We start from the raw sequence: 26,738 nt of genomic DNA on the forward strand, positions 1-26,738 counted from the left end.
GCATAGTGGTAGGAGCTGGAACCAGCGGGCACCGTCGGGCGTTCACTGGACAGGAAGAGCGGCCGCGGGCCGCGCAGAGGAAGGCGACGGACATGTCGAAGCGCGCGATGATCGCCGCCGGAGGAGTCGTGGCGGGGCTCATTCTGATCCCCCTGATCGGCTTCTGGCTCGCCCTGCTGGTCCTGATAGGCGTTCCCCTGGTGGCCTATCTGGCGCTCGACCCGAGCCAGCGGCGCAGGCTGCGGCACGTGTCCCGCAAGGAACTCGGCCGCTAGGCGCCCCCGGGGGCGCCCCGGCCTCCCGCGATAGGCTCGGACCGATCATTGGTTCGACCAAGGGGGAGTTGAGTTCCGTGGTGAGCGGCATCGAGGGAACCGTCAGAGCGGTCAGCAGCAACGGGGAGTACTCGTTCACCAAGCCCAACCGGGACAGCATCACGCTGGTGTCCGGTCTGGGCGTGGCGGGTGACGTGCACGCGGGTGTGACGGTCAAGCACCGCTCCCGGGTCGCCCAGGACCCGACGCAGCCGAACCTGCGGCAGGTCCATCTGATCCACCAGGAACTGTTCGACGAGGTCGCCGGGCAGGGCTTCGAGGTCACCGCCGGTGAACTCGGCGAGAACGTGACGACGGAGGGCATCGACCTCCTCGGCCTGCCCACCGGGACGCTGCTGCGCATCGGTGCGGAGGCGGTCGTCGAGGTCACCGGTCTGCGCAACCCCTGCCTCCAGATCGACGCCTTCCAGGAGGGCCTCCTGAAGCAGGTCGTCGGCCGCGACGCCGACGGCGCCATCGTGCGCAAGGCCGGAATCATGAGCGTGGTCCGCGCGGGCGGAGTGATCCGCCCCGGCGACACCATCACCGCGGAACTCCCCGAGGGCCCGCACCGGCCGCTGGAGCGGGTTTGAGGAAGGGCCCAACTGGGCTGCGGGGCGCTTGAGTTGCGGGCGGCGCGCGCCAGGCGCTGCGCTGCCGGCTGCCAGCCGCCGGGGAGGCGCTCACGGGCGTGACCTTCGCGACGGCGGGAGCGCCATGCCCGGGGGCGCGCCCGCAGGTGTGGCTGGGCGTCGCGGCCCGCCGGAGGCTGCTTCAAGGACGCCAGGCTGTGCCACGGCCAGGGCTCTACTTGACGGCAGCCGGGGGTTAGGCGCGGCGCCCAGCCACACCGGCCCGCGTCACTCGTAGTACTCCCTCATCACTCGTAGTACTCCCGCATCAGCTCCACCGACCATTCCGGCTGGGCCGTCTCGCCGCGCGGGCCGAATTCGGCCAGGTACGGCTTGATGTCGAGCACCGGCGTGCCGTCCACCGCGTCGAGACCGGCCACACGCACGTCGAGCCCCTCGACCGAGAGGACCCGGCAGCGCGAGACTCCCAAGCGGTTGGGGCGGTTCTTGCCCCGCTGGGCGAAGATCCCCACCAGCGGCCAGTCCGGGTTGCCGCGCGGGCGTCGGGCTCCGGACTCGATTTTCTCGGGAGCCACACGGTCGAAGTGGAAGACCACTTCGAGGTGGGAGAAGTCCGCGAGCCCGAACAGCGCCTCGGGCCCGAACTGCTCGGCGTCCAGGCGGATCACGGCCGTCTCCCGGTCCCAGTGGTCGTCGACGACCTCGGTCCGCCCGCCGATCACCCGCCCCACGGGCCGGCACACCAGGTCCGACACCCGTAGGGCCGTGCTCCCTTCACTCGTCCCCATGCCGCCAACACCCATGTCCGCCATGCCAGTTCCTTCCCCCGCCGTGCCTCACAGGGCGCTTGGCCGAAGCCCCGGGGATCGATCGTAGAGCGGTGTCCCCAAGCGGCCGGGGCCGGGGGCGGACGTATGGCGAGTGCCGGGGGCGACGGAGCCGGAGGGCCTTACGACGGCCGCACCGCCATCGCCTCGAGGGAACGAAGGAGGGCGGGCAGTTCCTCGTCCCGCGCCACCGGGTGGACATCGCCCGGGCACTCGTCGAGGAGGACGAACGCCACGTCGTCGGTCCTGGCCACCACGGACCAGCCGGGCCCGTCGGCGCGCAGGGTGCGGGCCCCGCCGGGGGCGAAGGCGGAGCGTACGCGCCCGAGCGGGGGAGCGGAATCGAGATAGCCGCGCAACTCGGCGAGGGCCCGCTGGACGCCCGTCTTCTCACCGGGGGCGTGCGGGTGCGGGTGCGGGTGCGGGTGCTGGCGCTCGTGCTCGGCGTCGTCGGCGTCCGGCGCGCCGTGCTCCAGGGCATCGCTTTCCACGGCGTCGTGCCGATCGGGGGAAGCAGCGCCACCGGCACTGCTGCCGGACTCACCGGACTCACCGGTCTCCTCACCCTTTTCCGGGCCGGGCTCCTCGGTGTCGTGGCCTGTCTCTTCCGGCACTTCTCCCGAGCCCGCTCCGGACGAGTTCGACGGGGCCACGGTCACCTCGCGCGGCTCCGCGTGCTCGGAGGCCGCGCCGCTCTCGTCCCGCGCCGCACCGGCCGCGGGCGGCCCGAAGGTGTCGGGGTCCAACTGCTCACGCCACATCGTCCACTGCAACGCGACCGCGTCCGCGCCGAGTCGGCGCTGGGCCGGTCCCCATTCGCTGGTGTCCGGGGGTGTGAGCGTGCGGGGCCCGTCGGGGTGCGGCTCGGGGTCGTGCGGGGCCGGGACGTTGGGGGCCGCGACGACCAGTTCCAGTGGCCAGCCGGGCAGGGCCGCCACCACCGTGCGGTCGTCCGGCGACAGGTCGTACTCCATCCCGCAGTCCCAGGACGCGATCGCGACGGCTACCAGCGAGACGTCGTCGACGACCACCGTCCAACGGGCCCCCGCGCCGTCCTGCCCGAGGACGAGGCCGTAACCCTGGGCGTACGGCCCGAGGCCGAGCGCCGCGCACGCCTCGGGGTAGTCGTCGCCGAGCACGCTCGGGAACTGCGCGGGCGTCAGCAGCGCCGCCGTCAGCACATAGAGCGCCTCGTCTGCGGCGGTTGCGGCCGCTTCGACCTCGTCCGTCCCGGTCACGGAACCCTCCCCTTCGGTTCGCTCGTCGGCGCACCTTAACTCCGAGGTGCGCGCGGCGAAAGCCCGGGGCAAGCAGGTGCAGCGGGAGAGGTCCGGAGCAGGTACCGACCGACCCCGGTCCCCGCCGCTCGCTCCGTCGGGTTGGTGGTGGCATGGCGGTGCCCGGAGGCGCGCAAGGTCGCGGTGAACGAGATGGGCTGGGTGCCGGCCGCCTCCGAGCTGTTCCGCTCGTGGGCATCAAGGCCCATTCGGGGTTGATCGGCGGCCCGTATCTCTCGGGTGACTCGGCGGCCGGCGGCGTCCTCGCGGTGAACATCAGGGGCGCGAACATCAGTTATGGGACGGTGCGCGCGCCTTCGCGGAAGCATCTATCAGCAACCCGGGCACGGTTGACGCCGGGGCGCCGTCCCGCGACGTCCTCGTCAGGCCGTCGGTAGTCCCATCAGCTCCTGGGCGACCGCGGTCGGCGACTCGTCGCGGTCGCGGGCCAGGGCGATCACCGCTCGGCAGGCCAGTTCGCGGACCCCGAACGACAGGGCCTCCGGCGACACCCATCCCGCCGCCTCGTCGAGCGCGTCCTGGTCGTCCTCCGCGCACGCCGCCACATACGCGGCCGCCGCCTCGAAGATGTTGTGGTGGCGCTCGTCGGCCGGTCGCGGCCGGGCCGGCTTGTGGAATCTCCCGAACATCAGGACCACCTTTCCGCGACGGCCCGGCCCTACCGCGCCGATGCCGCTCTCTCAAACGGTCCTGACCAACGTAGAGTTGGAGCTCGTTCGGTAGATAGAGGGCAGCCGCGACCCGCCGCGGCTCGGCCTACTCCAGTGAACGCAGCGTCGAACGAAGCCACTTGAGTTCCGCCGCACTGGTGGCACGGGCGATCGTGAGGATGCCGCGCCGGAACGGGTCGTCCAACTCCTCGGCGCTGATGGGCCGTTCACCGTCGTAGAAGAAGCTCGCGGGTTCTTCGAGGAAGGTCAGCCTGCGCCGCAGTACTGCGGCCTGTTCGTCCCGGTCCGGCAGATGGCGCAGAAACGCGAGCAGGGTGAACCAGCGGTTCTCGTCGGTGATGTCCAGGCGGTCCGGTCCGGCGAGCCGTCGCAGGAGGTCCCGGCGGCCCCCCGGGGTCAAGGTCAGCATGTGCCGGGGGGCGGCCGCCGCGCCCGGCTGGGTCTCGCGTGCCAGCAGCCCCGCCTTCTCCAGCCGCTTGATCGCCGGATAGAGCGTGCTCTCGCCGACCGGGCGGACATGGCCGGTGAGCGCGGTGATCCGCTTGCGCAGCTCGTAGCCGTGCAGTGGTGCTTCGTAGAGGAATCCCAGGATGGCGAGTTCGAGCATGCCCGCATTCTGCCGTACCCGTGCGAAACGCGAGGTACATCGGTGGCGTAGTACCACGTCAACGATGTATGTTCGGCGACGCGAAGGTCGCGAAGGACGCGAAGGACGCGGTGAGTGGGCGGCGGCGCCGAGGGCGAGGGCCGGTCACCAGTGACGACAGCGATCAGTGACGGGGGAGATTCCATGCGGCAGGCGGAGTTTGATGGGCGCGGCAGCCGGATCCGGTGGACGCAGAGCGAGGGGGCGGGTCCCGCGCTCGTGTATGTGCACGGCCTGGGGTCCATGTCGGCCGTCTATCACGCGCACGTCGCGGGACATCCCGCCCTCGCGGGCCGCCGCCAGCTCTTCGTCGATCTGCCCGGCCACGGCATCAGCGACCGGCCCGCCGACTTCGGTTACACCCTGGAGGATCACGCGGGCGCCCTCGCGGCGGCCCTCGACGCGGCGGGCGTCACCGGGGCGAAGCTGGTGGCGCACAGCATGGGCGGCGCGGTAGCCATCGTGCTCGCCGCCCGCCGCCCCGACCTGGTCGCCCGGCTCCTGCTGACCGAGGCCAACCTCGATCCGCAGCCGGTGCCCACGGCGGGCAGCAGCGGGATCGCCACGTACACGGAGGAGGAGTTCGTGCGGGGAGGCGGCTTCCCCGCGGTGCTCGCGCGCGTCGGTCCGCTGTGGGCGGCGACCATGCGCCTCGCCGACCCCCTCGGTCTGCACCGCACGGCCGTCGGTCTCGTACGCGGTACGCGGCCGACGATGCGGGAACTCCTCATGAGAGCCCGGGAGATCGACCGGACCTACCTGGTGGGCGGCCTGGAGGACGACCTGTCGGGACGCGCCGGCCTCATCGACTCCGGCGTCCGGATCGTGACGATTCCGGACGCCGGGCACAACGTCATGTTCGACAACCCGGACGCGTTCGTACGGGAAGTGGCCGCACTCGGCTCGGGCCCCGCCGCTCAGGGCTCGCGGACGGCCACCGCGAGATAGCGCGCGTCCTCGTCGGCGTACGACAGCAGGCGCCAGCCCGCCGATGCGAGCAGGGGCCGCAGCCGGGGTTCCGCACGCAGATCGTCGTCGGTGATCGTGCGGCCCTGGCGGGCCGCGAGCGCGGCACGGCCGATGGGGTGGAACAGGGCGAGGCGGCCGCCCGGGCGCGTGACGCGCGCCAACTCCCTCAGATTGTCTACCGGTTCGGGCAGGTGCGAGATCAGTCCGGCGCCGAACACCACATCGAGGGAGCCGGGGCGCAACGGCAGCCGGGCCACGTCCGCGCGCAGCAGGACGGCATGCCGGTCGCGTCCGGCCCGGACGGCCTCGGCGAGCATCTCTGAGGTGAGGTCCACGCCGACGACCACGCCCCGCGCGCCGACGGCGGCCCGCAGGGGGGCCAGGGCGCGGCCTGTCCCGCAGCCCGCGTCGAGGACGGCGTCGCCCGCCGAAAGGCCGAGCTCCGCGACGGCTGCGGCATACGCCGGGCCGTCGTCGGGGAACCGGCGGTCCCAGTCGGCGGCGCGCGCCCCGAAGAATTCCTGAACGTGTGTGTGGTCTGCGGCCATCCCGCCATGATCCCTCACCCGCCGGCTCCGCCGTGCTCACCGCACGACAGCCATGAACGCCCCTGCGGGAAGGGGGCACGGACACGGCTCATCGAGCACGTGGGGCGCGCGCCCGCCGCCCGCCTGCACGACCCGGCAGGCCCATGCCCCGGGCCGCCCCGCCGCGCGACTCCCCGGCGTTCGGCACCGCTTGCCCGTGACGCGCCGGTGGTGAAGGGTGGCAGAAGAACGGGGAAACGGGGAACTGCATGAGCGGGGAGGCCTGATATGGCACTGAAGAAGGAACTCGACTGGCTGCTCGACGACCTGACCCGTCGGGTCGAGCACGTGCGGCACGCGATCGTGCTGTCCAACGACGGTCTGGTGACCGCGGCCAGCGCCGATCTCGCGCGCGAGGACGCGGAACACCTGGCAGCGGTCTCCTCGGGGCTGCACAGTCTGGCGAAGGGTTCGGGTCTGCATTTCAAGGCCGGCAAAGTCCGTCAGACCATGGTCGAATTCGACGAGGGCGTCCTGTTCGTCACGGCGGCGGGCGAGGGAAGCTGTCTGGGCGTACTCAGTTCCGCGGAGGCCGACATCGGCCAGATCGCCTATGAGATGACCCTGTTGGTCAACCGGGTGGGGGAGCACCTTTCGGTGGCGGCGCGCCAGCCGGGGAACTTCGGCGCGGGAGGTTTTTGACCGTCCTGACCCCGGCGGTCGGCGTGCGCGACACCCGCGATCCGAGTTGTCCACAGGATGGGCAGGCTGGGTTATCCACAGGCCGCACACGATGTCGGCACAGCGGGTTACGGTCGTCACCGAGAGTATTCGTCTCTCGCGTACTCGTTCCTCACGGGGGAGGATCCGATGACCGTCACCACCACCGTCACCACCCAGAGCGCTGTTGTGCCGGCCGTCGCCGCGAGCGCGGCGGCGCCGGCCGGGCCGAGGCTCGCGCCCGGCGCCGCCGCACGCGAACTGGAGCTCAGGCGCGGCGAGTTCGACCTCGCCGTTCAGCTCGGCCACATCCGCACCGTGCCGGATCCCGGCGGCGGCCACCGTCGGGTCACCGCGCGCGAGGTGGCCCGATTGCGGGCCGCCGAGGACTTTCCCGAAGGCCTGCGCGAGCGGGTGCGGACCGTCGGCACCGCCGAGGGCGCCGATCTGCTCGGCATCGCACCGGGCCGCTTCACCAAGCTCGCCCGCACCGGCAGGCTCACGCCGGTGCGCTGCTACCTCAATCGCTACCGGGCCGTCGTCTGGCTCTACCTGGCCGATGAACTGGTCGAACTCGCCCTGCGCGAGCCCGAGTTGCTCAGCGGACGCCACCCGGACCCCGACGGCGGCCAGGACTGGCGGGCGCGGAACTGGCGCGGCCGCAGGATCGCCATACTGGCCCGCCAGACCGACGACCAATGGGAACAGGCCGCCGCCGTCGCCTCCGCGCTCGACGGCGCGCACCTCGCCGACCTCGTCCCCGATCCCTATGAACGGGCCTGCCTCAGGCGGCTGCGGCCGGAGACGTTCCGGGTCCACCCGGATTCCGCGACCGCCCAGGGTGTGGTCGACCGGCTGGTCCTGGCGGACGAACCGGACGAGATCGACTGGTATCGGCTAAGGCTCGTGGAGGCCCTCGCGGACGCCCGGGACCAGTGCCCGGCCCCGCGCCCGATCGCGGATCCGGCCGGGGAGCCCTGCGTCGGCGCCCGTGTGGCATCCTCCGTGCCGCGCCCTTTCGGCAGGTCCGGGCCGTCCGCCGCGCCGCCGCGACAGGCGGCCCCCCGCGCGCCCGTCCCTCAGGAGGGCGCCGATCCGAGGGCGGGTGCTCGGCGGCGAGCGGCGCCGATGCGGCCACGTCTGCTGAGGCGGCTACGACGGGGAAAGTAGGTGCGCCGGGGTGGGCGGCCACCTTGGCGTGGTTCATGACATCCTGTGACGTCACAGCTCGCCGGACGGGATCGGCGGACGTCCGGGCATTACGGGGAAGGTCGATGAGGCTCTGCTTCCTGGTGGAAGAGCACTACCGCCATGACGGCATGCCCGTCGAGGTGATCCGCCAACTCGATGCCTGGGGACACCAGGTCGACGTGGTGCGTCCCGGCGGCTCCTTGCTGCGGATATCCGACGCGGTCCGCGCGGGCAGCCACGACGCGTGGGTGCTCAAGACGGTCTCCGGTGGCCCGGGGCTCCCGCTCCTGGAGGCCGCCGCCGCCGTCGGGCTGACCACGGTCAACGACGTCCGGTCCATCCGCGGGGTGCGGGACAAGGCACTGGCCGCGGCCATCGGGCGCAGCCGTGGCCTCCCGGTGCCGGTGACGTATGCGGCGGCCCGGCCCGAACTGCTCGTGGAGATACCCGAGTCGGAGTTCCCGCTGGTGGTGAAGCCCGCCGACGGAAGCTCGGGGCGGGCCGTGCACCTGGTGCCGACGCCGGAACGGCTGGCCGCGATGCTGCCCGTTCTGGCGGGGGAGGGCATGCTCATCGCCCAGCCGTACGTGCCGAACTCGGGGATCGACCTGAAGGTGTACTGCGTCGGGGGCGAGCTGTACGCCACCGAGCGCCGCTCACCCCTCCATCCCGACCGGGGCGTCCGGGAGCGGCATGTTCCGCTGCCCGCCGAAGTGGCCGCCATCGTCGACCAGGTCGGCGCGGTCTACGGACTCGACCTGTACGGGGTGGACGTGCTGCTCGGCCCGGACGGCCCGGTGGTCGTGGACGTCAATGACTTCCCGAGCTTCCGCCAGGTCCCGGACGCCGCGGCGAAGGTGGCCCGCGCGGTGCTCGAACTGGCCCGCACGGGCAGTGCGGTGGCCGCGGCGGCCTTCGTCTCGGGTGCGGGGCGGATCCCGCAGCAGGCCTTCGGGGGTGGCGCGCCGACCGCCGGCGTCCAGCCCGTGCGGACCTCGGCAGTGGCGGGCGAGGGCCGGTGAGCGACGAGCTGACGACGATAGGGCTGATCACCCCGGAACCGGACCACCCGCTGCTCGCCGCCACCACGGAACTGCTCGGGCGGGAACACCGGGTGGAGACGATCCACCCGGAGACGACCCGGCTCGACGCTCTGGGCTCACCGGCGGACGTGTACCTGCTGAAGTCGCGCACGCCCGCAGCCCTCGCGCTGGCCCGGGAGCTGGAGTCCCGGGGGGCGCCGGTGGTCAACTCGGCGGAGGCGACCACCCTGTGCCAGGACCGTACGGCGATGGCGGAGCGGGCCCTGGCGGCGGGCCTGCCGTTCTCGGTGACCCGCACCCATGCCTCGCTGGCCGGGCTCGCGGCCGAAGCGGGGCCGGTGGGGCCGCTGGTGGTGAAGAGTCGCCACAGCAGACGCCATGACCTGGTGGCCCGGGTCGACAGCCGGCGCCAGTTGGCCGAGCTGACCGACGAGTGGGCGGAAGAGCCCGTCGTGACACAGGAGTTCGCGGAGAACAACGGGGTCGACCACAAACTCTGGGTGATCGACGGCACGGTCTTCGCGGCCCTGCGCCGCTCCGAGCTCTCCCCGGCGGGACGCGGTCCCACCCGCTCCCTGTCGCTGGGCCAACTGCCGCCCGGCTGGGCCGAGTTGGCGGTCAAGGTGGGCGCGGTCTTCCGTCTCGACGTCTACGGTGTCGATGTCCTGGAGACGGCGCGGGGCGGTCCGCTGATCGTGGACATCAACGCCTTCCCCGGCATTCGGGGCCAGGAGGGAGCCCCCGAGGCCCTCGCCGCCCTGGCGCTGCGCAGGGCCCGCGAGGCGGTCGCGGCGGCCTGACCGTCCGGGCCGGTCCCGGGGACGGGGCCGCACGCCGTGCGCGGGCGTGGGCACGCCTACCCGCGTGTGCCTGCCTCAGCACGCCTGCCTGCACCTGACCCGCCTCCCGATGCCTCGCTCCGTACCCTGCCTCCGCCCGCCTGGCTCCGCTCGGGGAATGCCGCACATCGGCTTCCGGTCGTTCGGCACCGCCATCCGGCACCCGCGTCAGACCGGAGGCGGGGGCCCTGGGGCCGGGGTGCTCAGCTTCCCGTGTGCTGTCCCACCGTGTTCCACGCGGTGATCACCGGGCGGTCGTGCTCGCGGCCGAGGCGGGAGAGGGCGCCCGTGTCGAGGACGAACAGGGCGCCGCCCGCAGCGGGAAGTCCGAGATAGCGGGCCGTCAGGACGCGCAGGAAGTGGGAGTGGGCGATGAGGACGACATCCTCCTCGCTCGCGGTCAGCGCGGCCCCGGCCTCGGCCAGGACCCGGTCGGCCCGGGCCCCCACCTCGGCCGGGCTCTCGCCGGGGTGCTCCGCCGGGCCCGGCGCGACGCCGTCGGTCCACAGGTTCCAGTCGGGCCGGGTGCGATGGATCTCGGGAGTGGTCACGCCCTCGTAACCGCCGTAGTCCCATTCGTGGAGGTCCGGGACGATACGGGCGTTCTTGAGTCCGGCCAACTCCGCGGTGCGCGTGGCGCGTTGGAGCGGACTGACCAGGACGAGTCCCACGGACCGGTCGGCCAGCAGGGGCGCGACCGCGCGGGCCTGGGCCTCGCCGTGTGCCGTGAGCGGCAGGTCGGTGTAGCTCGTGTGCTGTCCCGACAGCGACCATTCGGTCTCCCCGTGACGTACGAGGATCAACTCACCCATGGCTGTGTGTTCCGTTCTCCGTGTGCATCCTCCGGGTCGTTGCCGTCCCGGCCGTACGCGGGGGCAACCGTGCCGGTGGCGCGGGCATTCCATGCGGAACGGCGTGTCGAGGGAGGGATACCTCACGTGGCGCCCGGGGACCTCGCCACGGCCCGGGTTCCGCAGGGCCCCGGGAACGTGGCGAGGTCCCCGGCGGGGCCGGACCGTGTGCGGGGTTCGTCAGGCGGAGTGCAGGGCGAGTGTGGGGGACAGGCGCGAGGCGCGTACGGCCGGGTAGAGCCCGGCGACCGTGCCGATCACCAGGGTCGCACCGAAGCCGCCGACGATCGCCCACGGCGGAACCACCCAGGGGATGCCGTCGGCCACCGAGTACACCGCCGTCGCCGTCCCGCCGAGGAGGATCCCGGCCGCGCCACCGAGCCCGGAGAGCAGCAGGGACTCGGTGACGAACTGGCCTCTGATCTGGCCCCGGGTCGCACCGATGGAGCGACGCAGGCCGATCTCGTAACGACGTTCCAGAACCGAGATGATCATGGTGTTGGCCACGCCGACCCCGCCGACCAGGAGCGCCACCCCGCCGAGGCCCAGCAGCAGGCTGCTGAACGCCCCCTCGGTGGCGGTCTTCGCCTGGAGGGCGGAGGACGGATCGCTGACTCCGACGTCGCGCGGCCGCTCGGGGGAGACGGTGCGAGGGATGAGGTGGTGGACCCGTTCGACCGAGGCGTCGGCGGAGCGTTCGTAGACGGCCGTGGGGCGGCCGTCGAAGCCGAGCCGGCTCGTCGCGACGTCCCAGCCGACCAGCGCCGAGCGGGCGATGTCGGGTGCGAGCGGCAGGGGGGCGAGGATGCCCAGCACGGTGAAGTACTGGTCGTCGATGAACACCTGTTGGCCGGGGGCGGTGATGCCGAGCCGCCCGGCCGCCACATCGCCCAGGACCACCGACGGGTACTTCCCGGTGGCCGAGTTGAGGAAGGTTCCGCTGCGCATCGTGCCGCGCAGGGTGGTGAGCAGGTCGTCGGTGGCCGCCTGGACCTGGATGCCGCCGGTGATGGTGTCGGGGATCTTCTCCGACCGGCGGATCGTCTGCGGCACCGCGCCCGTCGCGCCGACGTGCTCCACCCCGACGATCCGCGCCACCCGTCCCGCCGCGTCCTTCGCGAGCGGCACCGGCTTCCCGGTCAGCAGGTCGGTGCCGGGCGTCACGACCAGCATGTTGGTGCCGAGTCCGTCGAGCTCGCGGAGCAACTGCTCCTTGCTGGACGCCGAGATCCCCACCACCGCGATCATCGTGGCGATGCCGATCGCGATACCGAGCGCCGAGAGCACCACGCGCAAGGGACGGCTGCGCATCCCGGCGGCGCCGGTGTGCAGGATGTCCCGAGGACCCAGCCGGGCCGGCCTGAGCACCGGCCGCCCGCTCATCGGGGTTCCCCGGGCGCGGGGATACCGGCGACGGGGCCGTGAACCGCGGGGTGAACCCGCCTGTGGGGGCCGCTGTCCTCGACCACCCGGCCGTCCCTGAGCCGCACTTGACGCGGCAGGCGTTCCGCGATCTCCGTGTCGTGAGTGATCACCGCGATGGTCGCGCCCTCCTTGTTGAGTTCGTGGATGAGGTCCATCACCGCTTGGCCGGACGCCGTGTCCAGCGCCCCCGTGGGTTCGTCCGCGAGGAGCAGATCGGGCTCGCCGACCACCGCACGGGCGATGGCCACCCGCTGTTTCTGCCCGCCGGACAGCTCGTGCGGTCGATGGTCCATGCGGTCGCCGAGCCCGACCCGCTCCAGCGCCTGCGCCGCCCGTCTGCGGCGTTCGGCACGCGGCAGGCCGGAGTAGAGCAGCCCTTCCGCCACGTTGTCCCGGGCACTGACGCCGGGGACCAGATGGAAGGCCTGGAAGACGAAGCCGATGTGCTGGGCCCGCAACGCCGAGAGCCTCCGGTCGGTGAGGGAGGCCGCGTCGTACCCGGCGATGGTGACGGACCCGGCGGTCGGCAGATCCAGGGTGCCGATGATGTGCAGCAGCGTGGACTTGCCGGAGCCGGACGGGCCGACGATCGCCAGCAGTTCACCCCGCTCGACACGGAGGTCCACCCCGCCGAGCGCGGTGACCCCGCCCGGATACTCCTTGGTGACCCCGGCCAGTTCGACGACGGGCGGCTCACTGACGGGCGGTTCGGCGAAGGGCGGCTCAGTGACGGGCGGTTCGGCGAGGCACGGTTCGACGACGGGCGGCTCGATGAAGGGCGGATTGTCGAAGGGCGGTTCGTCGAAGGGGGCGGCGCTCATGTCGAGGGCACCCCTACCCGCAGGCCCGAGCGCAGCCCGGCGCCGGATATCTCGACCCGGCCCCGCGCGAACATGCCGAGCGTCACCTTGACCTCGCGGGCCTTTCCGTCCGCCACCACCTGCACCCCGAACGAGCCGTCGTCGAGCGCGAGCAGTGCCCCGACCGGCACGCTCAGGACGTCCTTGCGGGTCTCCCCGCTGAGCTTCACCGTTGCCGGGGACTTGTCGAGGCCCGTGATCCTGCCGGGGCCGTCGAAGGTGACGGTCACGTCGATCCGGGGCGTCCTGTCGCTCGGGTCGTCTCCCGCCTTCGCGGTCGCGCCCACCGCCGAGACGGTCCCCGCCGCGGTGGTGCCGTTGGGCAGTTCCACCCGGACCTTGGCGCCGTCCTTGGCGAGCGCCGCGTCCGACACCTTCAGCCGGAGCTGGACGACCCGGTCGGCACTGGTCGTCGTCATGACCTTCTGACCGGGTCCGGTGCGGTCGCCGACCGCCACGTCCGCGCTGCCCACGCGCACCGGCCCGGTGGCGAACGCGATCTGTTCCGGCCCCACGTGACCGCTGCGAGCCAGGCCGTGCGCCCGCTGCCAGCGCTCGACCGCGGCGGCCGTGCCCGGCGTGAACGTCTCGTCGTCGGCGAGCCCGCCGCCAAAACCGAGCGCCCGCAGATTCGCCTTCAACTGCCGTACGTCGACGCCCTTGTCGCCGCTCCTCAGCACCCGGTACATCGGTTCGCTCCCGTACATCAGCCGTACGTCCTTGCCGTCGACCGCGTACAGCCTGCCGTCCCGGCCGACCGTGGAGCCGCCGGCCGCGAGCCATGTCAGAGTGCCGGCCGCGCCCGCGTTCAGCTTGCTCTCGCGGGAGTAGCCGAGCGTGCCGTCGACGCTGGTGCTGTTCACCAGGTCGCCCCGCTCGATGGGGGCGGTCGACGGCGGGAGGCCCCTCGCCCGCTGCCCGGAGTCCTTGGGGTCGGTCTTGGCGAGGTCCGTGACGGCGAAGCCGCCGCCCGCGACGGCCGCCACCGTCACCACCGCCGCGATGACGGTCCGGGGCCTCATGCGGCGCACTCGTTGAGGGCCTTCATGAACTTGTCCCGGTCGGCGCCCTCAGGAATCTTGAAGCCGCTGCTGTGGCCGCCCTCCACCTTCGGGTCGGGCATGTCGAAGCCCTTGCCGCGCAGACACTGGGCGATCTTGATCTGCTGGTCCTGTTGCCCGGGGTCCCCGGCACCCGCGCCGCCACCCCCCTCGACCCCGGACCCGCAGGCATTGAGCGCCTGGTTCCACTTGTCCGTCGAGGTGCCCTGCGGGGGAGAGAGGACCTGGGCGTTCGGGTTCTCACCGGGCTTGAGATCGGGCACGTCCAGTCCCTGCTTACGCAGACAGCCACGTAGCGCCTGGGCCTTGTCGCCCCCCGCGCTGTCGCCCGAGCCGGAGCCGGAGTCGGAGCCGCTGCCGCCGGAGCCGCTGTCGGCCGAGCCCGAGGCCGTCCCCGAACCCCCGTCCGACGCGCCGGAGCAGCCCGAGGCGAACAGCGCGAGCCCCGCCATGCCGGATGCCAGGGCCAGGGTGAGCCGGTGGTTCCTCATCGTTTCTCTCCTCGCGGACATACGTGGACGCGCGCCGCCGGGCGTGTCCGGCCGCTGAGCCGCGGCCGAGGAGAGCCTGCGGGAACCCGCTGTTTCGTTTCCCTTACGGCCGCGGGCGCGAGCCCCGTAACAACGGCGAAAGGTGGCTTTCCGGTAGACAGGGGGCATGCGCGTACTGGTGGTGGAAGACGAGGCGTTCCTGGCCACGATGATCGCCGAGGGGCTGCGCCGCGACGCGATCGCGGTGGACGTCGCCCTCGACGGCCTCACCGGGCTGCGCAAACTGCGGCTCGGCGACTACGACGTCCTCGTACTCGACCGCGACCTGCCCGGTCTGCACGGCGACGACGTCTGCCGCCAGGTGGTGGCCGAGGGGCTGCTCACCCGGGTGCTCATGCTCACCGCCTCAACAGCCGTCCGTGACCGCGTCGAAGGCCTCGGTCTCGGCGCCGACGACTACCTCACCAAGCCGTTCGCCTACGACGAGCTGCTGGCCCGGGTTCTCGCGCTCGGCCGCCGCGCCCGGCCCGCGCTGCCTCCCGTCATCGAGCGCGCCTCGATCGTCCTGGACACCGCGCGGCGCCGGGCCCATCGCCACGGTGCCGAACTCGCCCTGACCCGCAAGGAGTTCGCCGTCCTGGAGACCCTGATGCGGGCGGACGGCGGGGTGGTCAGCGGCGAGGATCTGATCGAGCGGGTGTGGGAGGAGAACGCCGGGTACGACACCAATCCGGTACGGGTCGCGCTCAGCCGGCTGCGCGCCAAGCTGGGTGACCCCCCGGCCATCGAGACCGTCCCCGGAGCTGGTTACCGCATCGCGCGCGACCCGGACGGCACCCGCGGCGTACGGCGGGCCGAGCGGTGAACCGACGACTGGTTCCCACCACGGAGCGGGCGCGGCTGACCGCACTGTACGGGGGGCTGTTGTTGCTCGCCGGCTGCGTACTGGTGGGCGTGATCTACGTCTTCGTCCAGTACGGTCTGGACAACCGCATCGGCAGCGCGTTCACGGGGGCGGTGCCCGGCGGTCCGGCCTCGCCGCGCCCGGTCGTCTCGCCGCCGGGCCCGCTCGTGCCGTCCGAGCAGGCGGGCAAGTACGCCGAGACCCAGGTCGTGCAGGTCGTCGCGGCCACCACCCTCAACCGTCTGCTGACGGTCTCCGGCATCGCCCTCGCCGCCTTCGCCGTGCTCTCGCTCGTGTTGGCCTGGTGGATGGCGGGCCGGGTGCTGCGGCCGGTCGCCGTCATCACCGCCACCGCGCGCAAGCTCTCCGGGGAGAACCTTCATCAGCGCATCGGCCTCGCCGGACCGCCGGGCGAACTCAAACAACTCGCCGACACCTTCGACGAGATGCTGGGCAGGATCGAGCAACTCGTGGACGCGCAACGGAGGTTCGCGGCCAACGCGGCCCACGAACTGCGGACGCCGCTGGCCGTGCAGCGGGCCGCGGCCGAGATCGGGCTCGTCGACCCGGACCCCGAGCGGATCCGCTGGATCCGTGACGAACTGATCCAAGTGGCCGACAGCAGTGAGCACTTGATCGAGTCGCTCCTTCTGCTCGCCGCATCGGACCAGGGCCTCGAACACCGCGAACCGGTGGCGCTCGACGAGCCGATGGCCGCCGTCGCCGAGGAGCACCGGGAAGCGGCGCGCGAACAGGGGATCGCCGTCACGACCGCACTGGAGCCGCTGACGGTCGAGGGCGACCCCGTGCTGCTCACCCACTTGATCCGCAACCTGATCGGCAACGCGCTCCGCTACAACCACCGCGACGGCACGCTCCATCTCGCGCTGGTCGCGGCCGACCGTACGCTCGGGGTCACCAACACCGGACCTGTCGTGCCGCCGGACGCGGTGGCCGACCTCTTCGAACCGTTCCGCCGCCTCGACGAACGCAGGCACGCGCCCGGCGAGGGCGCCGGGCTGGGTCTCGCCCTCGTCGCCTCCATCGCGCGCGCCCACGGCGGCCGTGCCACGGCGCAGGCCAACCCGGGCGGCGGTCTCACCGTGAGCGTGCGCTTCCCCTGACGTGGGGGTCGGGGGCGCCGGCGCGCGCCCGCACCATGCGTCCCAACTCCCTGAAGGTCCTCGGAACGCGCTCAGACGAACAGGAACGCCGCCGCCGTGGCCGCGCCCAGTGCGGCTCCCGCGACGGTCTGCATGACCGTGTGGTAGGTCAGGGCCACCCGCGACCAGCACACCGCGACGGTGACCGTGTAGGCGAGCAGCCACCACGGCGAGTGCACCACCGCGAGCAGCGCGACGACCGCCGAGGCGACGGCGGAGTCCACCGAGATCTTCCAGACGGTGTTCACGGCGAGCAGGAAGATGGTCATCACCCACAGCGCGAGCATCGCGGTCAGGATGCCGGCCGGGGCGTGGCCCAGGACCATGACGAGCGAACCGGCACCGATCGAGCCGAGGATGACGAAGAAGATCGGCGCCCGCTTGGTGCGGTCGACGACATGCCGGTCACCCCAGGTGCCGCGCTTGCGCTCCCACTCGATGTAGCCGGCCGGGACGAGCCCCGCGCACAGCGCGCCGAGCAGCCCCCACAGCAGCCCGGTCCACTCGCCTGCTGCGGCCAGACCGATCCCGAGCATCCCGGCGAGCAGGACATTGCGGGGCTGGAGGACATCGGTGATGGTGCGGGCCGTGGCCGTCCTGCGGCTCTCGGTCGCGGTCAGGGTGTCGCTCACGCGCTCGTCTCCAGTGAGTTCAGGACGCCGCGGGCCCGTTCGCCGCTGACGGTCCGGTAGGCGGCTGCCACCCGTACCAGCCAGGCGACTTCGCCGTCCTGGTCGGTGGCGTGCTTGGTCTCGACGGCCGCGGCATCACCCGCGGCGGCGCCGTCGGCCTTGGCGGCGAGCGCCGCCTTGATCCAGTACGCCTCGGCCAGCGGCCCGGCGTCCTCGGACCGCGGGTTGTCGTGCGACGCGGCCCGCTTGGCGGCGGGCAGCAGACCGTCGGGCACGTAATGGCGCAGCTTCTCGACGGCGTCCGCGATGTCGGCGGCCCACCGGTCGATCCTCAGGTCCGCCGGGGTACCGAACCGCGTCAGCTCGCGGGTGAGCGAGGCCGGAGGCTCGAACGGCTGGTCCGGGAAGGCCGTCATCAACTCCCGCCACAGAGGGTGCAGTCGGGCCTGTGCCCGCCACAGCCGCACCCTGCGCCAGCCCTTGCTGAACGCGGGGATGGAGGCGCCGAGCGCGAAGAACGCGAACAGGACGATCTGCGCGGCCTCGGTGGCCTTGTCGAACTTCAGGGCGAAGTCCGGGCTCGGCTGGTCGGCGACGCTGATCCACAGGAACAGCGTGCGGCTCACGGTGTAGCCGACGCCGATGAACATCGCGAAGGTCATCATGCCGAGCCCGATGCGCAGATGACGGGCCCCGGCCCCGGCGGTGGCGAGCGCCCACTGGTAGGCGCAGACGGCGGACGCGGCCCCCAAGTACAGGTAGAACACGCTCATATAGAGCGTGGCGCCCCACTGCCCGGCGTGGTCGGAGACGAAGCGGTCCGAGACGTAGGAACGGTCGACCACGGTGAAGAACAGCACGGTCAGCAGGATCAGGGTGGCGACGGACGCCTTGGCGGCCACCTGCTGGATCAGCCGCGCGAACCGGACGTGCCGGGGGATGACCCCGCCCTCCGGGAAGTGCCCGTAAATGGCCACGATGTAGCTGAGGATCGCCAGGATCGCGATTGTCGCCGTGTAGTGCTTGATCAGTACGGCCAGGTCGACCACGGGGCTGTTGTTCAGGCCGATGCGTACGACCTTCGTCTTGGTCCACAGCGCCAGGGCGAAGCCCGCGTAACAGCCCCACAGGGCGCGCCTGCGTTTGTCCTCCTCGTCGCCCCAGAGCGCCGCGGGCATGCGCCACAGGGCGACGGCAGTCATCAGGACGGCTATGAGATAGCCGGCGAGGTCAAGCGCGGTCACGGGTATTCCTCGGGGTCACGAGCGGGGACGGGAGGGGGTACGAAGAGGGGGCCTGCGGCGGGGTCACGAGCGGCGGAAGAACCCGCGCCGCCGGTGGGCGACGGGCCGCGAGAGGGAGTTGGCGAGCCGTCCGACCATGTCGTCGCTCGTCACGTCGCGGGCCATGCGGGGAATGAGGGAGGCACCGAACTCGGCGATCCGCTCGTCGTGCGTGTCGTACTGGGCCCGCGCCTGGATGGGGCCGCCGGCGCGGAACGCCTCGGTGACGGCGGGCGGCAGGCCGTCCGGATCGTCCTGCGCGGGCACGGGCGCGAGGGCCGGCTCGGCGCGCTCGGCCGGTTCGTCCGAGGCGAGGACGCGTTTGATCAGCGAGGCGTTGAAGACCGGAAGGAGCTGGCGCAGCTGGTCGGCGTTCAAGGTCGTGCCGTGGTCGAACCACTCGTGGCACAGCTCGTGCAGGATGACGTGCTGGGTCTGGTACGCGGTGGGGCGCCGCCGGTAGAGCACGAAGCTGGTGCCGCCCGACTTGAGGCGGAGTCCGCACGCGGCGTTCACGCGGGCCAAACGGTCGGGCAGTTCGTGCAGCACGATGGTGCGGCCGCGGGCCTCTTCCATGTTCGCCACGAGACCCGGAATGCTGAACGGGGCCGGGATGGGCAGATCCGCCAGTCCGGCTTCGCACTCTTTCCGTAGCTCGCGCATGGACATTGAGACCTCTTGATCGTAGTCACGCGTGTGTGACAAGCGCCCTGCGATCCTAACCAATGGTCATGAACACGCGGCCCCCCGCTACCGGGGCTGTCCGCCGGGGGCGGCTTCGTGCCCGTTGTCCCGCCCGTCCTTACCGTCCCTGCCGTCCTTGTTGTCCTCCAGCAGGGAGAGCACGAACTGGAGCAGTTCCGGGTCGAGGCCGTCCTCGTCGATGCCCCGGCCCGCCAGACCGCTGATCTCGCCGGTGCGCCGCTTCGCGAGGAACTGGAGTCCCGCCACGACGTCGTCGACGACTTCGGACTCGTCCTTGAAGAAGCGCCAGTCCACGCCGAAGCCGAGGCCGAGCGCCTTGAGGATCTCCTCGGACGGGTTGGTGACCTTGCCGGCGAGGATGTTGGAGAAATAACTGTGCGAGAGGGAGCCGCCCCGCTCCTTGACGAGATCGGCGAAGACCCGGCCGGAGATCTTCTCTCCCGGGAAGGTCTTCTCGACCATGTACTCGACCTTCTGCCGCAGCGTGGTCAGCTCGGGAGTGCGCTCTTCGCCGTTGTCCATCAGGGTCCCCACGTCCACGTCCGCCGCTCGTGCGCTGTCCGTCGATGCGCGATGTTCGATTCGGTCAACGGATTTGTACTTTAACCGACCTTGAAACAGGGGCCCGGTGGACGGGGGCCCCGTCGGCCACGATCGGCGGTGACAAACCGGAACAACTTGATCCGCAATCGGAACCGGACTTGCGGAAACACTCTACGTCACTGTTAACTCGAAAAAACACGAACAAGGAGCCACGAGGGGAGTTCCTTGCTCGAGTGGCCGCTGTGCCCTGCGCGCTTCGCGTGTTCAGGGTGCGCGGCCACGGCAAGCAGGTGTAGCCCTTCGCGACGGGGGACGCGCGAAGGGCTACACATGCATTATGCACCTTGTCTGTCGGGTTCGGGGACCATCCTTGGCGAGGAATCGACCGACTCCATTGCTTTTCCAGCCGTACTCGACCGAGCCGCCGGGCCGACCCGGGATCGCGGGGCATTCGACTTGGCCGGGAAACGCTCCCGTCTGCGAAGGAGGCCGCCTATTCCTCCGCCGTTGCCGTGCCGGGCAGATGGACCACCAGCAGGACGATGCCCGCCACCATGAAGTTGCGTGCTGCCGCGTCGAGACCGTTCCACGACTTGGACTGCCACATCGCGAACCACTCGCCGCCGATGGCCATGAACCCGGCGCCGAACAGCAGCAGCACCATCAGCAGCCCGCCCGTACTCAACCGCCGGGCCTTCCCGAGGCCGTCGCCGCCCCGCGACCCGCGCAGCCAGGCGACCGCCGCCACTGCGAGCACCAGGGCCGCCACGGTCTCCCAGATGATGATCAGGACGTACGCGATGTCCTGGAGCGTGCCCGACGTGATGGCGCGCCACATGAGGTCGGGGTCCTTGAACGTGGTGTCCATCGCCAGGACGTGCCGGACGAACTGCCGGTTGGTGTCGAAGTCCGTGATGTTGCCGAAGGCGACGAGCGCCATGTACAGCGCGACCGTGGCGGTGAGCAGGCCTGCGGCGAGCGGCCGTGTCCCGAACCGCGCGCCGCCGCTCGCGGGCCGTACGCCACTCGCCGTTCGTGCCCCGGATCTGAACCTGGAGGTCATCGCGGACTCCTTGTCGGACGTGTCGAGTCGAATCCATCGCCGAGCGGACGCACTCGGCGCGCGCCGTTCCACCTGCCCACCATCGTGCCGCGCCCCACTGACAATCGGGGCCCCGACCGATCAGCGCGGCCCGACTGGCCAACGGGGCCCGAGTCGAGGAGATCCGCCGCGACTTGATCCCTCGCGGTGGTCCCCTCGGCTCCGGCCTCGTTCGGGCTCAGCCGAGCCGGGTGAGCTTCGAGGTGAACGACGGCTCGGCAAGATCGTCCTTGAGCGCGACCGGGACCTTCACCTCTCCGATGCCGCCGCCGACGGTCAGCGTGCCGACCTCCGTGCCCGCCTTCGCCGTGTGCGGCAGCTTCTTGCCGCCGTCCGTCAGGGTGATCCCCACCGACGCGCCGGTCCACACCGGCACGCTCAGGTCCTTCGTCGCGACGACCGGGACCGTGCCGCCCAGGCCGTCCTCGACCCGGCCGACCACGTCTCCCTTCTTCACCACCATCTCGTCCCGGAGCGCCTTGCCCGCCGCGAGAATCAAGTTCTTGCTGGCCGCGGTCGCGGTCTCGATGATGTTCCGCTTGTGCTGTCCGAACACCGCGCCCACGATGAGCTGCTTGCTGCTGCCGACGGTCTTCTCGGCCGCGAAGAGCAGATTGCCGCCCGCCTTGGTCGTGGAACCCGTCTTGATGCCCACGACGCCGTACAGCGGCACGAGCTTGTTGAAGTTGCTCTGGGTCCTGGCCGTTTCGACCGTGCCTCCGCCGGACGTCGTCGTCGACGTGTAGGCCGGCAGCTTGGCGATCTGGCGGAAGACCGGGTCGGCCATGGCGCGCTTGGCCAGCTTCACCTGATCCTCGGCGGTGCTGACCGTGGACTCCACAAGCCCGCTCGCGTCGGTGTACGTCGTGTTGGTCATGCCGAACTGCCTGGCGGTGTCGTTCATCTTCTTGATGAACGCCTCCTCCGTCGTCGCGTCCCAACGGGCCAGCAGGCGGGCCACGTTGTTCGCCGAAGGCAGCATGACGGCCTGGAGAGCCTCCAGTTCGGGAAGCCGCTGTCCGGCCTTCACCTCGACGACGGACTCCCTCTCCTTGACGCCATTGGTGTAGTCGTCCTGCGCCTTCTGGTCGACCGCGACCATGGGCCCCTTCTCGCCGACCTTGAGCGGGTGGTCACGCAGGATGAGGTAGGCGGTCATCACCTTGGCCACGCTGCCGATGGGAAGCGGACGCATCTCCCCGTACGAGCCCATCCGGCCGAGGCCGTCGATGTCCACCACGGCCTGACCCTCGGTCGGCCAGGGCAGCGACGGGGCTCCGCCCGCGACCGTGTGGGTCGGCTCTCCGGTGAGCACGAGCTTCGGCGCCGGCAGGGGCCGCAGCGCCTGGACCGTCACCAGGACGATGGCGAGCAGCGCGACGAGGGTGCCCCAGATCTTGATCCTGCGCCCGACGGTGCGGGCCACCGTCTCCGGCTTGGGCGGGGTGTTCGTCAGCTGCGCGAGCAGGTCGAGCGGGGGCGGCGGCCCCCCGGCATCGCCGGTCCCGGACGCGGTCTCGGGTGTGGGGGTGGGCGTGGAGGTCGGCTTGGACGCCACGGCGCCGGGACCGGCGGGCCGGGTCAGTGCCATGGTGCGGTCGTCGCCCGGGGGCGCGGCGAACTCCCGGGTGGTTTCCGGCTCCCCGAGGACCCGGCCGGGCGCCTTGGCGGACGACGGGAGGGGAGGGGCCGGTACCGAGCGCCGAGTCGGGGCGGGGTGCGGCAGGTCCGGCTTGAGCGCGACGAACTCACTGGTCTGCTCGGAGTCCGACTCCTTGCGGCCTGAACGGGCCGCCCACGAAGGGGTGTTGGGCTCCTTCGCGGACTCCTCCGCTGTGCCGGGTGTGACGGCGGGCGCGGCTTCGGAGCAGGGCGCGGGTGTGGTGGGGGGCGAGGGCTTCGCCGGTGACTCGGAGGCCCGCGTCTTGGGGGTCTGCGGCTTGGGGGCTTCTGCTTTGGAGTCCCCTGCCTTGGAGTCCCCTGCCTCGGGGTGCTCTCCGCCGGCTTCTTCGTCTTCGTCCGGCTCGCGACGCGTCGGCACGCCGGACGCCTCGGGGTCGGCGTCAGCGCCAGCGCCAGTGTCGGGAGCGGCTTCGCGTCCGGCGCCGGTAGCGGTGCTGGGGCGGGGCTCGGGGGTGGCGCCCGTAACAGGGTTGGCGACGGCGCCCGGTTCGGGGTCGACTTCGTCGTCCTCACGGACGTCGTCGCGCAGGGCGGCGGCTTCCTGGTCGGGGCGTGCTGAGTCCTGCGGGGGCGTGGCGGAAGCGCCGACCAGCGTCTTGTCGGCCCGGTCGGCCCGGTCGGCGTCGTCGGCCGGCTCGGCGCGGCTCCAAGTGGGCTTGGAGCGGCTGGAGTTGGGAGTGGCGGGCTCGTCCGGTGCGGAGTCCGGTCGCGTCGCGGTGTCCGTCCCTCCGCCCGATGGGGCCTCAGGTCGGCCGGAGTTGGGGGTCTCCTGGGCCTCATAAGCCCCCTGAGCCTTCTGGGGCTCAGGAGCCTCCTGGGCCCCGGCCTCGTCCGATCGCGCGCCGGATCGGGTCGAGGGGTGCGCAGTTTCGCCCCGCGTCGACTCCGCCGCTTCACCTTGCGTCGACTCCGCCGCCTCCGTCCCCCTCACCGCGTCGCCGTCCTCGCTCGGTGCGGCCGACGCGCCGGAAACGTCCGCCGCCTTCGTGCTGTTCTTCTCGTTCATACGTGGTGCAGCCCGCCTTGCTGATCTCGCCCTGTGCTCTGCGCTGTCGGCCGCCTAGATGCCAGGAACACCCGGAGGCGTTCCAGTCGGACAGGCTCTTTTCGGAGGCGGTCCGGATTCGTGGCGTCGGCGAGCCGATCAAACAGCACCACGATCGCATGCCCATGTGACCAAATGATGACAAAGACGCCCTGAGAACTGTCATGAACCCGGGCTGTCCGCTGACGCCGGGGCATTGTCAGACCCCCTTCCTATCCTGGCAGGGCAAGATCGAACGGGGACTCGTCGGGAGGCAGACGTGCGGATCGAGCGCCATCGAATCGATGAGGCGGCGTTGGCCACGGCGGAGGCCGACTTCGCGGAGCGGATCACCGGGGACGTGCACCGGATGCAGGAGGACCCCCGGCCCGCCGCGGGCTGGCGCGTGGTGGCCGACACCTTCCTGGACTATCTGGGAGCGCGGTCCGTGCGGCTTCCCGAGCTCCACGGGAAGGACGCCGAAGCAGCGCTCGGCTCGGCGGCGGCCGCAGCGGTGGGCGCCCTGGAGCTGACCCTGGTTCCGCGGCGGCAGTTCGGCGTGTTCATCGACTACACCGGGGCCGGCGTGTCGTACGGCGGCGAGTTCGATTCGCCGGAGGAGCGCGAGGGGAAGCCCGAGGCACGGCACGGTCGGATCGCCTCCGGCCGGCCCAGCTCCGGCCAGGGGAGCGGGCGGCCCCTCGGTCAGCAGGGGCGGCAGAACGACGACGCCTCCGGCTGGCTGGACGCGCTCCATCTGGCCTTCCTCGCTCGCGCCTCGGACCGTGCTGCCGAGGTGTTCATCGAGGCCGCCCCGCCCTGGCGAGGAAACGAGGGGCGGGCGGACGTTGCGCTCGTCCACGCATTGATGGCCTATGTCTTCGGCCACGAGGAGGGGCCGGACGACTTCTTCTTCCCGGTGCGGCCGGACCACATGTTCGCGGGAAGACCGGACGACGTCTTCGCGGGGAGGTCGGACGACATCCTCGCGGTCGGGCCGGTACAAGACGTCGAGAAGTGCGCGCTGATCGACATGGTGGTCGCGACGCTCGGCGAGGGCGACGACTGGCCCGGTCACCGTGCCGCCCTCAGCACGCTTCGCGCCCTGGCCGCAGGGGACGAGGAGGGCTTTCACCGGCGGCTGGCAACGCAGTTGGAGCAGTACCGAAGCCGTGTCGGGGCGGGCGACGCCCCGCCGCGCAGCCTGCTGCCGCTCGACGCGCTGGCACTCATGGCGATGGCCCACCGCCGGCAGGGGTGGGCCACGCGGATCGAGTCCGGATATCTGCCGCGTGCTCTGGTGACCGGGTTCGCGCCGGAGGCGCCGAGGGTGCGGGCCTATGGAAGCGACAAGCGTGCCGATGCCATGGCCGCGCTCGCCACCGGTCCGCTGGTGGTCGGGCGGCCGGCGCACCCTTTCGCCGTTCAGCGCCTGGATCCGTCGCCGTACGACGACTGCGCCGCCCACGAGATGGCGCGCTTCCACGACCTTCGCGAGGACCCGAAGGCGCTCGCGAGAGATCTGATGTCGCTGATGTCGGACCAGCGGCAGCGGTTCCTCGCCCGGGCCGCGCTCGACCCCCAGGGGGTGGATCCGGGCCGGGACGAGGCCTTGGTGCTGGGCGCCGAGGCGGGAGCGGGCGCCCTGCGGGTGGCGCGGGCGGAGCCGGGCACGGAGGTGGAGGTGACCGTCGGCGGCACGACACGACGGCTGCCCGCCTGGCGCGGCACCTTCCGGCCCAACCCGCACCAGTGGCAGCAGGCCGTGGCGCTGGCCCTGGTGATCGGTGCGCGGGGCCCGCTCGCCGACTGCGTACTGATCGAGCCCGGGTTCTTCGCGGAGGGCGATCATCCCTCGCCCGGCGGCGCCTACTGCGCGGCCCTTCACGACTATCTGCGCGGCGTCGACCCCGAACCGGCGATGGACCACGCGCTGCTGATCGCGGACCGGGCGGACACCGGAGGCTTCCTCGCTCCGCCCGCCGCCCTGCTGTCTCAGCTCGTCCAGGGCGACCGGCAGGGCTTCGCCCTCGCGCTGGCCGATGCACTCGAAGAGCACCGCGAGCACTACACGGTGGGCGCTCGCGGCAAGGACATGGAGGCGGCGATCAACCTGGATGTACTGGGCCTGGTGTGCCACGCCCACCGTCTGGGCTGGCCCGTCCCCGTCAGCTCGCCCTATCTCCCGCAGGGGCTGCTCATCTAGCGCCGGCGAAGACCCGGGTCGCAGCGCCGTGCGCCCACGCTCGCGGGCGTGCGCGACGGCTATCCGCGAGAGCGCCCGGACCCCGAGCCGCGCACGATCAGCCGGGTCAGGAGCACGATCGAGCGGGGCGGCGACCGGTCGCCGTCGATGCGCGAGAACAGGAGGTTGGCGGCCGTGGCGCCGAGCGCGACCGGGTCCTGGCTGACGACGCTGAGCGGCGGGCTGAGCCGGTCGGCCAGCGGGAAGTCGTCGAACCCGACGAGGGCGATGGGGTCGGGGTGCCCGAGCCCGTCCATCACGCCGATGGTGATGAGGTCATTGGTGGTGAACAGGGCCGTAGGGGGATCGGGGAGTGCCCGCAGCTCGGCGAGGGCGGCCGCCGCGTCGGACTGGGAGCGCAGTTCATGACGTACGAGGGCCGGATCCTCGGGTATGCCGTGGGCGGCCAGGGCGTCGCGGTAGCCAGCGTGGCGTTCGCGCTGGGTCCAGATGTCGAACCGGTCGCCGAGGTAGGCGATCCGTGTGTGCCCGTGGCCGAGCAGGTGGCCGACGGCCCGCTCGGCGCCGGCCCGGTTGTCGACGGTCACGGTGTCGACGGCAAGTCCCTTGGCGGGCCGGTCGACGCAGACCACACACGTCCCGCCCTCCATCGGCTGCTTGAGGAAACCGTGACCGCCGTTGGTCGGGACGAGAATGAGGCCGTCCACCTGACGGGCGGTGAACGCGGCTATGACCTCGCGTTCGCGGCGGGCCTCGTCGTTGGTGGAGCCGACCAGGACCAGGTAGCCGCGCCGATGGGCCTCGTCCTCCACGGAGCGGGCCATCAGTGCGTAGAACGGGTTGGCCAGATCGTCGACGACGAGCCCGATGGTGGACGTGCGCAGGTCCTTCTGCCGCAGACTGCGGGCGTTGTCATTGCGCTGGTAGCCCAACTGCCGTATCGCCTGCTCGACGCGGGCGGCGGTGTCCGGGGAGACGCCGGGTTCGCCCGACACCGCTCGCGAGACGGTCATCGGGCTCACTCCCGCCGCGCGGGCCACGTCCTTCATCGTCGGGCGCTTCACGAGCCTCCTCATCGACCGGTCCGTGCCCGGGTCCGGCACGGCGACGGGTCGATGATGGCAGACGGATCCCCATGTCAGGCGGGCCGCGGGGCGCTTGGGACAG

General features: G+C 71.8%; 27 protein-coding genes. 10 read left to right on the forward strand and 17 right to left on the reverse strand.

Annotated features, from left to right (window positions below; translation table 11 throughout):
- Positions 1 to 92: 92 nt before the first annotated feature.
- Complete coding sequence (locus N4G70_RS08810; RefSeq protein WP_261711931.1) at positions 93 to 275, forward strand: hypothetical protein; 183 nt, start codon at positions 93 to 95, stop codon at positions 273 to 275.
- An 89-nt stretch (positions 276 to 364) separates the two neighbouring features.
- Complete coding sequence (locus N4G70_RS08815) at positions 365 to 907, forward strand: MOSC domain-containing protein (protein WP_261712086.1); 543 nt, start codon at positions 365 to 367, stop codon at positions 905 to 907.
- A 287-nt stretch (positions 908 to 1,194) separates the two neighbouring features.
- On the opposite strand, the gene N4G70_RS08820 is transcribed toward N4G70_RS08815, so the two are convergent.
- From N4G70_RS08820 to N4G70_RS08835, 4 genes are all read right to left on the reverse strand, one after another.
- A complete protein-coding gene (locus N4G70_RS08820; RefSeq protein WP_399034754.1) occupies positions 1,195 to 1,710 on the reverse strand; it encodes an SAM-dependent methyltransferase in 516 nt (171 codons plus the stop codon).
- A 146-nt stretch (positions 1,711 to 1,856) separates the two neighbouring features.
- Entirely contained in the window at positions 1,857 to 2,972 is a 1,116-nt protein-coding gene (locus N4G70_RS08825; RefSeq protein ID WP_261711932.1) for a hypothetical protein, read from the reverse strand.
- A gap of 422 nt (positions 2,973 to 3,394) precedes the next feature.
- Complete coding sequence (locus N4G70_RS08830) at positions 3,395 to 3,661, reverse strand: hypothetical protein (protein WP_261711933.1); 267 nt, start codon at positions 3,659 to 3,661, stop codon at positions 3,395 to 3,397.
- Between the two features lie 127 nt (positions 3,662 to 3,788).
- The gene (locus tag N4G70_RS08835) at positions 3,789 to 4,310 is read right to left on the reverse strand and encodes a PadR family transcriptional regulator (RefSeq protein ID WP_261711934.1); all 522 of its coding nucleotides are present in this window, start codon (positions 4,308 to 4,310) and stop codon (positions 3,789 to 3,791) included.
- Positions 4,311 to 4,493: 183 nt separating this feature from the next.
- On the opposite strand from N4G70_RS08835, the gene N4G70_RS08840 reads away from it, so the two are divergent.
- Entirely contained in the window at positions 4,494 to 5,297 is an 804-nt protein-coding gene (locus tag N4G70_RS08840; RefSeq protein WP_261711935.1) for an alpha/beta fold hydrolase, read from the forward strand.
- On the opposite strand, the gene N4G70_RS08845 is transcribed toward N4G70_RS08840, so the two are convergent.
- Entirely contained in the window at positions 5,267 to 5,866 is a 600-nt protein-coding gene (locus N4G70_RS08845; RefSeq protein WP_261711936.1) for a class I SAM-dependent methyltransferase, read from the reverse strand. The genes N4G70_RS08840 and N4G70_RS08845 overlap by 31 nt on opposite strands.
- 267 nt (positions 5,867 to 6,133) lie before the next feature.
- Between N4G70_RS08845 and N4G70_RS08850 the strand changes: the two genes are divergently transcribed.
- The 4 genes from N4G70_RS08850 to N4G70_RS08865 all read left to right on the forward strand — a co-directional run bounded on the left by N4G70_RS08850 (position 6,134) and on the right by N4G70_RS08865 (position 9,599).
- On the forward strand, positions 6,134 to 6,547 hold the full coding sequence (locus tag N4G70_RS08850) for a roadblock/LC7 domain-containing protein (RefSeq protein ID WP_261711937.1): 414 nt from the start codon (positions 6,134 to 6,136) through the stop codon (positions 6,545 to 6,547).
- 168 nt (positions 6,548 to 6,715) lie between these two features.
- The gene (locus N4G70_RS08855; RefSeq protein ID WP_261711938.1) at positions 6,716 to 7,735 is read left to right on the forward strand and encodes a DUF6397 family protein; all 1,020 of its coding nucleotides are present in this window, start codon (positions 6,716 to 6,718) and stop codon (positions 7,733 to 7,735) included.
- 104 nt (positions 7,736 to 7,839) lie between these two features.
- The gene (locus tag N4G70_RS08860) at positions 7,840 to 8,778 is read left to right on the forward strand and encodes a RimK family alpha-L-glutamate ligase (RefSeq protein ID WP_261711939.1); all 939 of its coding nucleotides are present in this window, start codon (positions 7,840 to 7,842) and stop codon (positions 8,776 to 8,778) included.
- Entirely contained in the window at positions 8,775 to 9,599 is an 825-nt protein-coding gene (locus tag N4G70_RS08865; RefSeq protein WP_261711940.1) for a RimK family alpha-L-glutamate ligase, read from the forward strand. The genes N4G70_RS08860 and N4G70_RS08865 overlap by 4 nt, the downstream gene beginning before the upstream one ends.
- A gap of 242 nt (positions 9,600 to 9,841) precedes the next feature.
- Here N4G70_RS08865 and N4G70_RS08870 read toward each other — a convergent pair whose 3' ends face one another.
- The 5 genes from N4G70_RS08870 to N4G70_RS08890 form a co-directional block, all read right to left on the reverse strand.
- On the reverse strand, positions 9,842 to 10,450 hold the full coding sequence (locus N4G70_RS08870; protein ID WP_261711941.1) for a histidine phosphatase family protein: 609 nt from the start codon (positions 10,448 to 10,450) through the stop codon (positions 9,842 to 9,844).
- A gap of 219 nt (positions 10,451 to 10,669) precedes the next feature.
- Entirely contained in the window at positions 10,670 to 11,872 is a 1,203-nt protein-coding gene (locus tag N4G70_RS08875; protein WP_261711942.1) for an ABC transporter permease, read from the reverse strand.
- The gene (locus N4G70_RS08880; RefSeq protein WP_261711943.1) at positions 11,869 to 12,735 is read right to left on the reverse strand and encodes an ABC transporter ATP-binding protein; all 867 of its coding nucleotides are present in this window, start codon (positions 12,733 to 12,735) and stop codon (positions 11,869 to 11,871) included. The genes N4G70_RS08875 and N4G70_RS08880 overlap by 4 nt, the downstream gene beginning before the upstream one ends.
- Positions 12,732 to 13,796, reverse strand: coding sequence for an efflux RND transporter periplasmic adaptor subunit (locus tag N4G70_RS08885; RefSeq protein WP_261711944.1), 1,065 nt, complete (start codon positions 13,794 to 13,796; stop codon positions 12,732 to 12,734). Before N4G70_RS08885 ends, N4G70_RS08880 begins: the two co-directional genes overlap by 4 nt.
- A complete protein-coding gene (locus tag N4G70_RS08890) occupies positions 13,793 to 14,326 on the reverse strand; it encodes a hypothetical protein (RefSeq protein ID WP_261711945.1) in 534 nt (177 codons plus the stop codon). Before N4G70_RS08890 ends, N4G70_RS08885 begins: the two co-directional genes overlap by 4 nt.
- 166 nt (positions 14,327 to 14,492) lie before the next feature.
- Here N4G70_RS08890 and N4G70_RS08895 point away from each other — a divergent pair, with 166 nt between their 5' ends.
- Positions 14,493 to 15,191 (forward strand): response regulator transcription factor, encoded by a 699-nt coding sequence (locus tag N4G70_RS08895; RefSeq protein WP_261711946.1) that lies wholly within the window; start codon positions 14,493 to 14,495, stop codon positions 15,189 to 15,191.
- The gene (locus N4G70_RS08900; RefSeq protein ID WP_261711947.1) at positions 15,188 to 16,354 is read left to right on the forward strand and encodes a HAMP domain-containing sensor histidine kinase; all 1,167 of its coding nucleotides are present in this window, start codon (positions 15,188 to 15,190) and stop codon (positions 16,352 to 16,354) included. The genes N4G70_RS08895 and N4G70_RS08900 overlap by 4 nt, the downstream gene beginning before the upstream one ends.
- Before the next feature lie 71 nt (positions 16,355 to 16,425).
- On the opposite strand, the gene N4G70_RS08905 is transcribed toward N4G70_RS08900, so the two are convergent.
- From N4G70_RS08905 to N4G70_RS08930, 6 genes are all read right to left on the reverse strand, one after another.
- Positions 16,426 to 17,025: a hypothetical protein gene (locus N4G70_RS08905; RefSeq protein WP_261711948.1), complete on the reverse strand. Its 600-nt coding sequence runs from the start codon at positions 17,023 to 17,025 to the stop codon at positions 16,426 to 16,428.
- Positions 17,022 to 18,269 (reverse strand): MAB_1171c family putative transporter, encoded by a 1,248-nt coding sequence (locus N4G70_RS08910; protein WP_261711949.1) that lies wholly within the window; start codon positions 18,267 to 18,269, stop codon positions 17,022 to 17,024. Before N4G70_RS08910 ends, N4G70_RS08905 begins: the two co-directional genes overlap by 4 nt.
- A gap of 63 nt (positions 18,270 to 18,332) precedes the next feature.
- Positions 18,333 to 18,977: a toxin gene (locus N4G70_RS08915; RefSeq protein ID WP_261711950.1), complete on the reverse strand. Its 645-nt coding sequence runs from the start codon at positions 18,975 to 18,977 to the stop codon at positions 18,333 to 18,335.
- An 81-nt stretch (positions 18,978 to 19,058) separates the two neighbouring features.
- Positions 19,059 to 19,535 carry a hypothetical protein gene (locus tag N4G70_RS08920; protein ID WP_261712088.1) on the reverse strand — a complete coding sequence of 159 codons (477 nt, stop codon included), beginning with the start codon at positions 19,533 to 19,535 and terminating at the stop codon, positions 19,059 to 19,061.
- Between the two features lie 514 nt (positions 19,536 to 20,049).
- Positions 20,050 to 20,619 (reverse strand): DUF2165 domain-containing protein, encoded by a 570-nt coding sequence (locus tag N4G70_RS08925; RefSeq protein WP_261711951.1) that lies wholly within the window; start codon positions 20,617 to 20,619, stop codon positions 20,050 to 20,052.
- Positions 20,620 to 20,836: 217 nt separating this feature from the next.
- A complete protein-coding gene (locus N4G70_RS08930; protein WP_261711952.1) occupies positions 20,837 to 23,347 on the reverse strand; it encodes a D-alanyl-D-alanine carboxypeptidase in 2,511 nt (836 codons plus the stop codon).
- A 298-nt stretch (positions 23,348 to 23,645) separates the two neighbouring features.
- On the opposite strand from N4G70_RS08930, the gene N4G70_RS08935 reads away from it, so the two are divergent.
- Positions 23,646 to 25,571 (forward strand): immunity 49 family protein, encoded by a 1,926-nt coding sequence (locus N4G70_RS08935; RefSeq protein ID WP_261711953.1) that lies wholly within the window; start codon positions 23,646 to 23,648, stop codon positions 25,569 to 25,571.
- Positions 25,572 to 25,630: 59 nt separating this feature from the next.
- Here N4G70_RS08935 and N4G70_RS08940 read toward each other — a convergent pair whose 3' ends face one another.
- Entirely contained in the window at positions 25,631 to 26,635 is a 1,005-nt protein-coding gene (locus N4G70_RS08940) for a LacI family DNA-binding transcriptional regulator (protein ID WP_261711954.1), read from the reverse strand.
- Between the last annotated feature and the right edge of the window lie 103 nt (positions 26,636 to 26,738).

Origin of the sequence: Streptomyces sp. ASQP_92, assembly GCF_025399895.1 — a bacterium.
In the GTDB taxonomy this organism is placed as follows: domain Bacteria; phylum Actinomycetota; class Actinomycetes; order Streptomycetales; family Streptomycetaceae; genus Streptomyces.

Bases quoted from the DNA above. Each gene is read 5' to 3' on its own strand.
- N4G70_RS08920 (WP_261712088.1), bottom strand. From the start codon at position 19,535: ATGGACAACGGCGAAGAGCGCACTCCCGAGCTGACCACGCTGCGGCAG.
- N4G70_RS08835 (WP_261711934.1), bottom strand. From the start codon at position 4,310: ATGCTCGAACTCGCCATCCTGGGATTCCTCTACGAAGCACCACTGCAC.
- N4G70_RS08845 (WP_261711936.1), bottom strand. From the start codon at position 5,866: ATGGCCGCAGACCACACACACGTTCAGGAATTCTTCGGGGCGCGCGCC.
- N4G70_RS08840 (WP_261711935.1), top strand. From the start codon at position 4,494: ATGCGGCAGGCGGAGTTTGATGGGCGCGGCAGCCGGATCCGGTGGACG.
- N4G70_RS08820 (WP_399034754.1), bottom strand. From the start codon at position 1,710: ATGGGTGTTGGCGGCATGGGGACGAGTGAAGGGAGCACGGCCCTACGG.
- N4G70_RS08915 (WP_261711950.1), bottom strand. From the start codon at position 18,977: ATGTCCATGCGCGAGCTACGGAAAGAGTGCGAAGCCGGACTGGCGGAT.
- N4G70_RS08930 (WP_261711952.1), bottom strand. From the start codon at position 23,347: ATGAACGAGAAGAACAGCACGAAGGCGGCGGACGTTTCCGGCGCGTCG.
- N4G70_RS08860 (WP_261711939.1), top strand. From the start codon at position 7,840: ATGAGGCTCTGCTTCCTGGTGGAAGAGCACTACCGCCATGACGGCATG.
- N4G70_RS08885 (WP_261711944.1), bottom strand. From the start codon at position 13,796: ATGAGGCCCCGGACCGTCATCGCGGCGGTGGTGACGGTGGCGGCCGTC.
- N4G70_RS08875 (WP_261711942.1), bottom strand. From the start codon at position 11,872: ATGAGCGGGCGGCCGGTGCTCAGGCCGGCCCGGCTGGGTCCTCGGGAC.
- N4G70_RS08925 (WP_261711951.1), bottom strand. From the start codon at position 20,619: ATGACCTCCAGGTTCAGATCCGGGGCACGAACGGCGAGTGGCGTACGG.
- N4G70_RS08830 (WP_261711933.1), bottom strand. From the start codon at position 3,661: ATGTTCGGGAGATTCCACAAGCCGGCCCGGCCGCGACCGGCCGACGAG.
- N4G70_RS08890 (WP_261711945.1), bottom strand. From the start codon at position 14,326: ATGAGGAACCACCGGCTCACCCTGGCCCTGGCATCCGGCATGGCGGGG.
- N4G70_RS08880 (WP_261711943.1), bottom strand. From the start codon at position 12,735: ATGAGCGCCGCCCCCTTCGACGAACCGCCCTTCGACAATCCGCCCTTC.
- N4G70_RS08855 (WP_261711938.1), top strand. From the start codon at position 6,716: ATGACCGTCACCACCACCGTCACCACCCAGAGCGCTGTTGTGCCGGCC.
- N4G70_RS08810 (WP_261711931.1), top strand. From the start codon at position 93: ATGTCGAAGCGCGCGATGATCGCCGCCGGAGGAGTCGTGGCGGGGCTC.
- N4G70_RS08895 (WP_261711946.1), top strand. From the start codon at position 14,493: ATGCGCGTACTGGTGGTGGAAGACGAGGCGTTCCTGGCCACGATGATC.
- N4G70_RS08850 (WP_261711937.1), top strand. From the start codon at position 6,134: ATGGCACTGAAGAAGGAACTCGACTGGCTGCTCGACGACCTGACCCGT.
- N4G70_RS08870 (WP_261711941.1), bottom strand. From the start codon at position 10,450: ATGGGTGAGTTGATCCTCGTACGTCACGGGGAGACCGAATGGTCGCTG.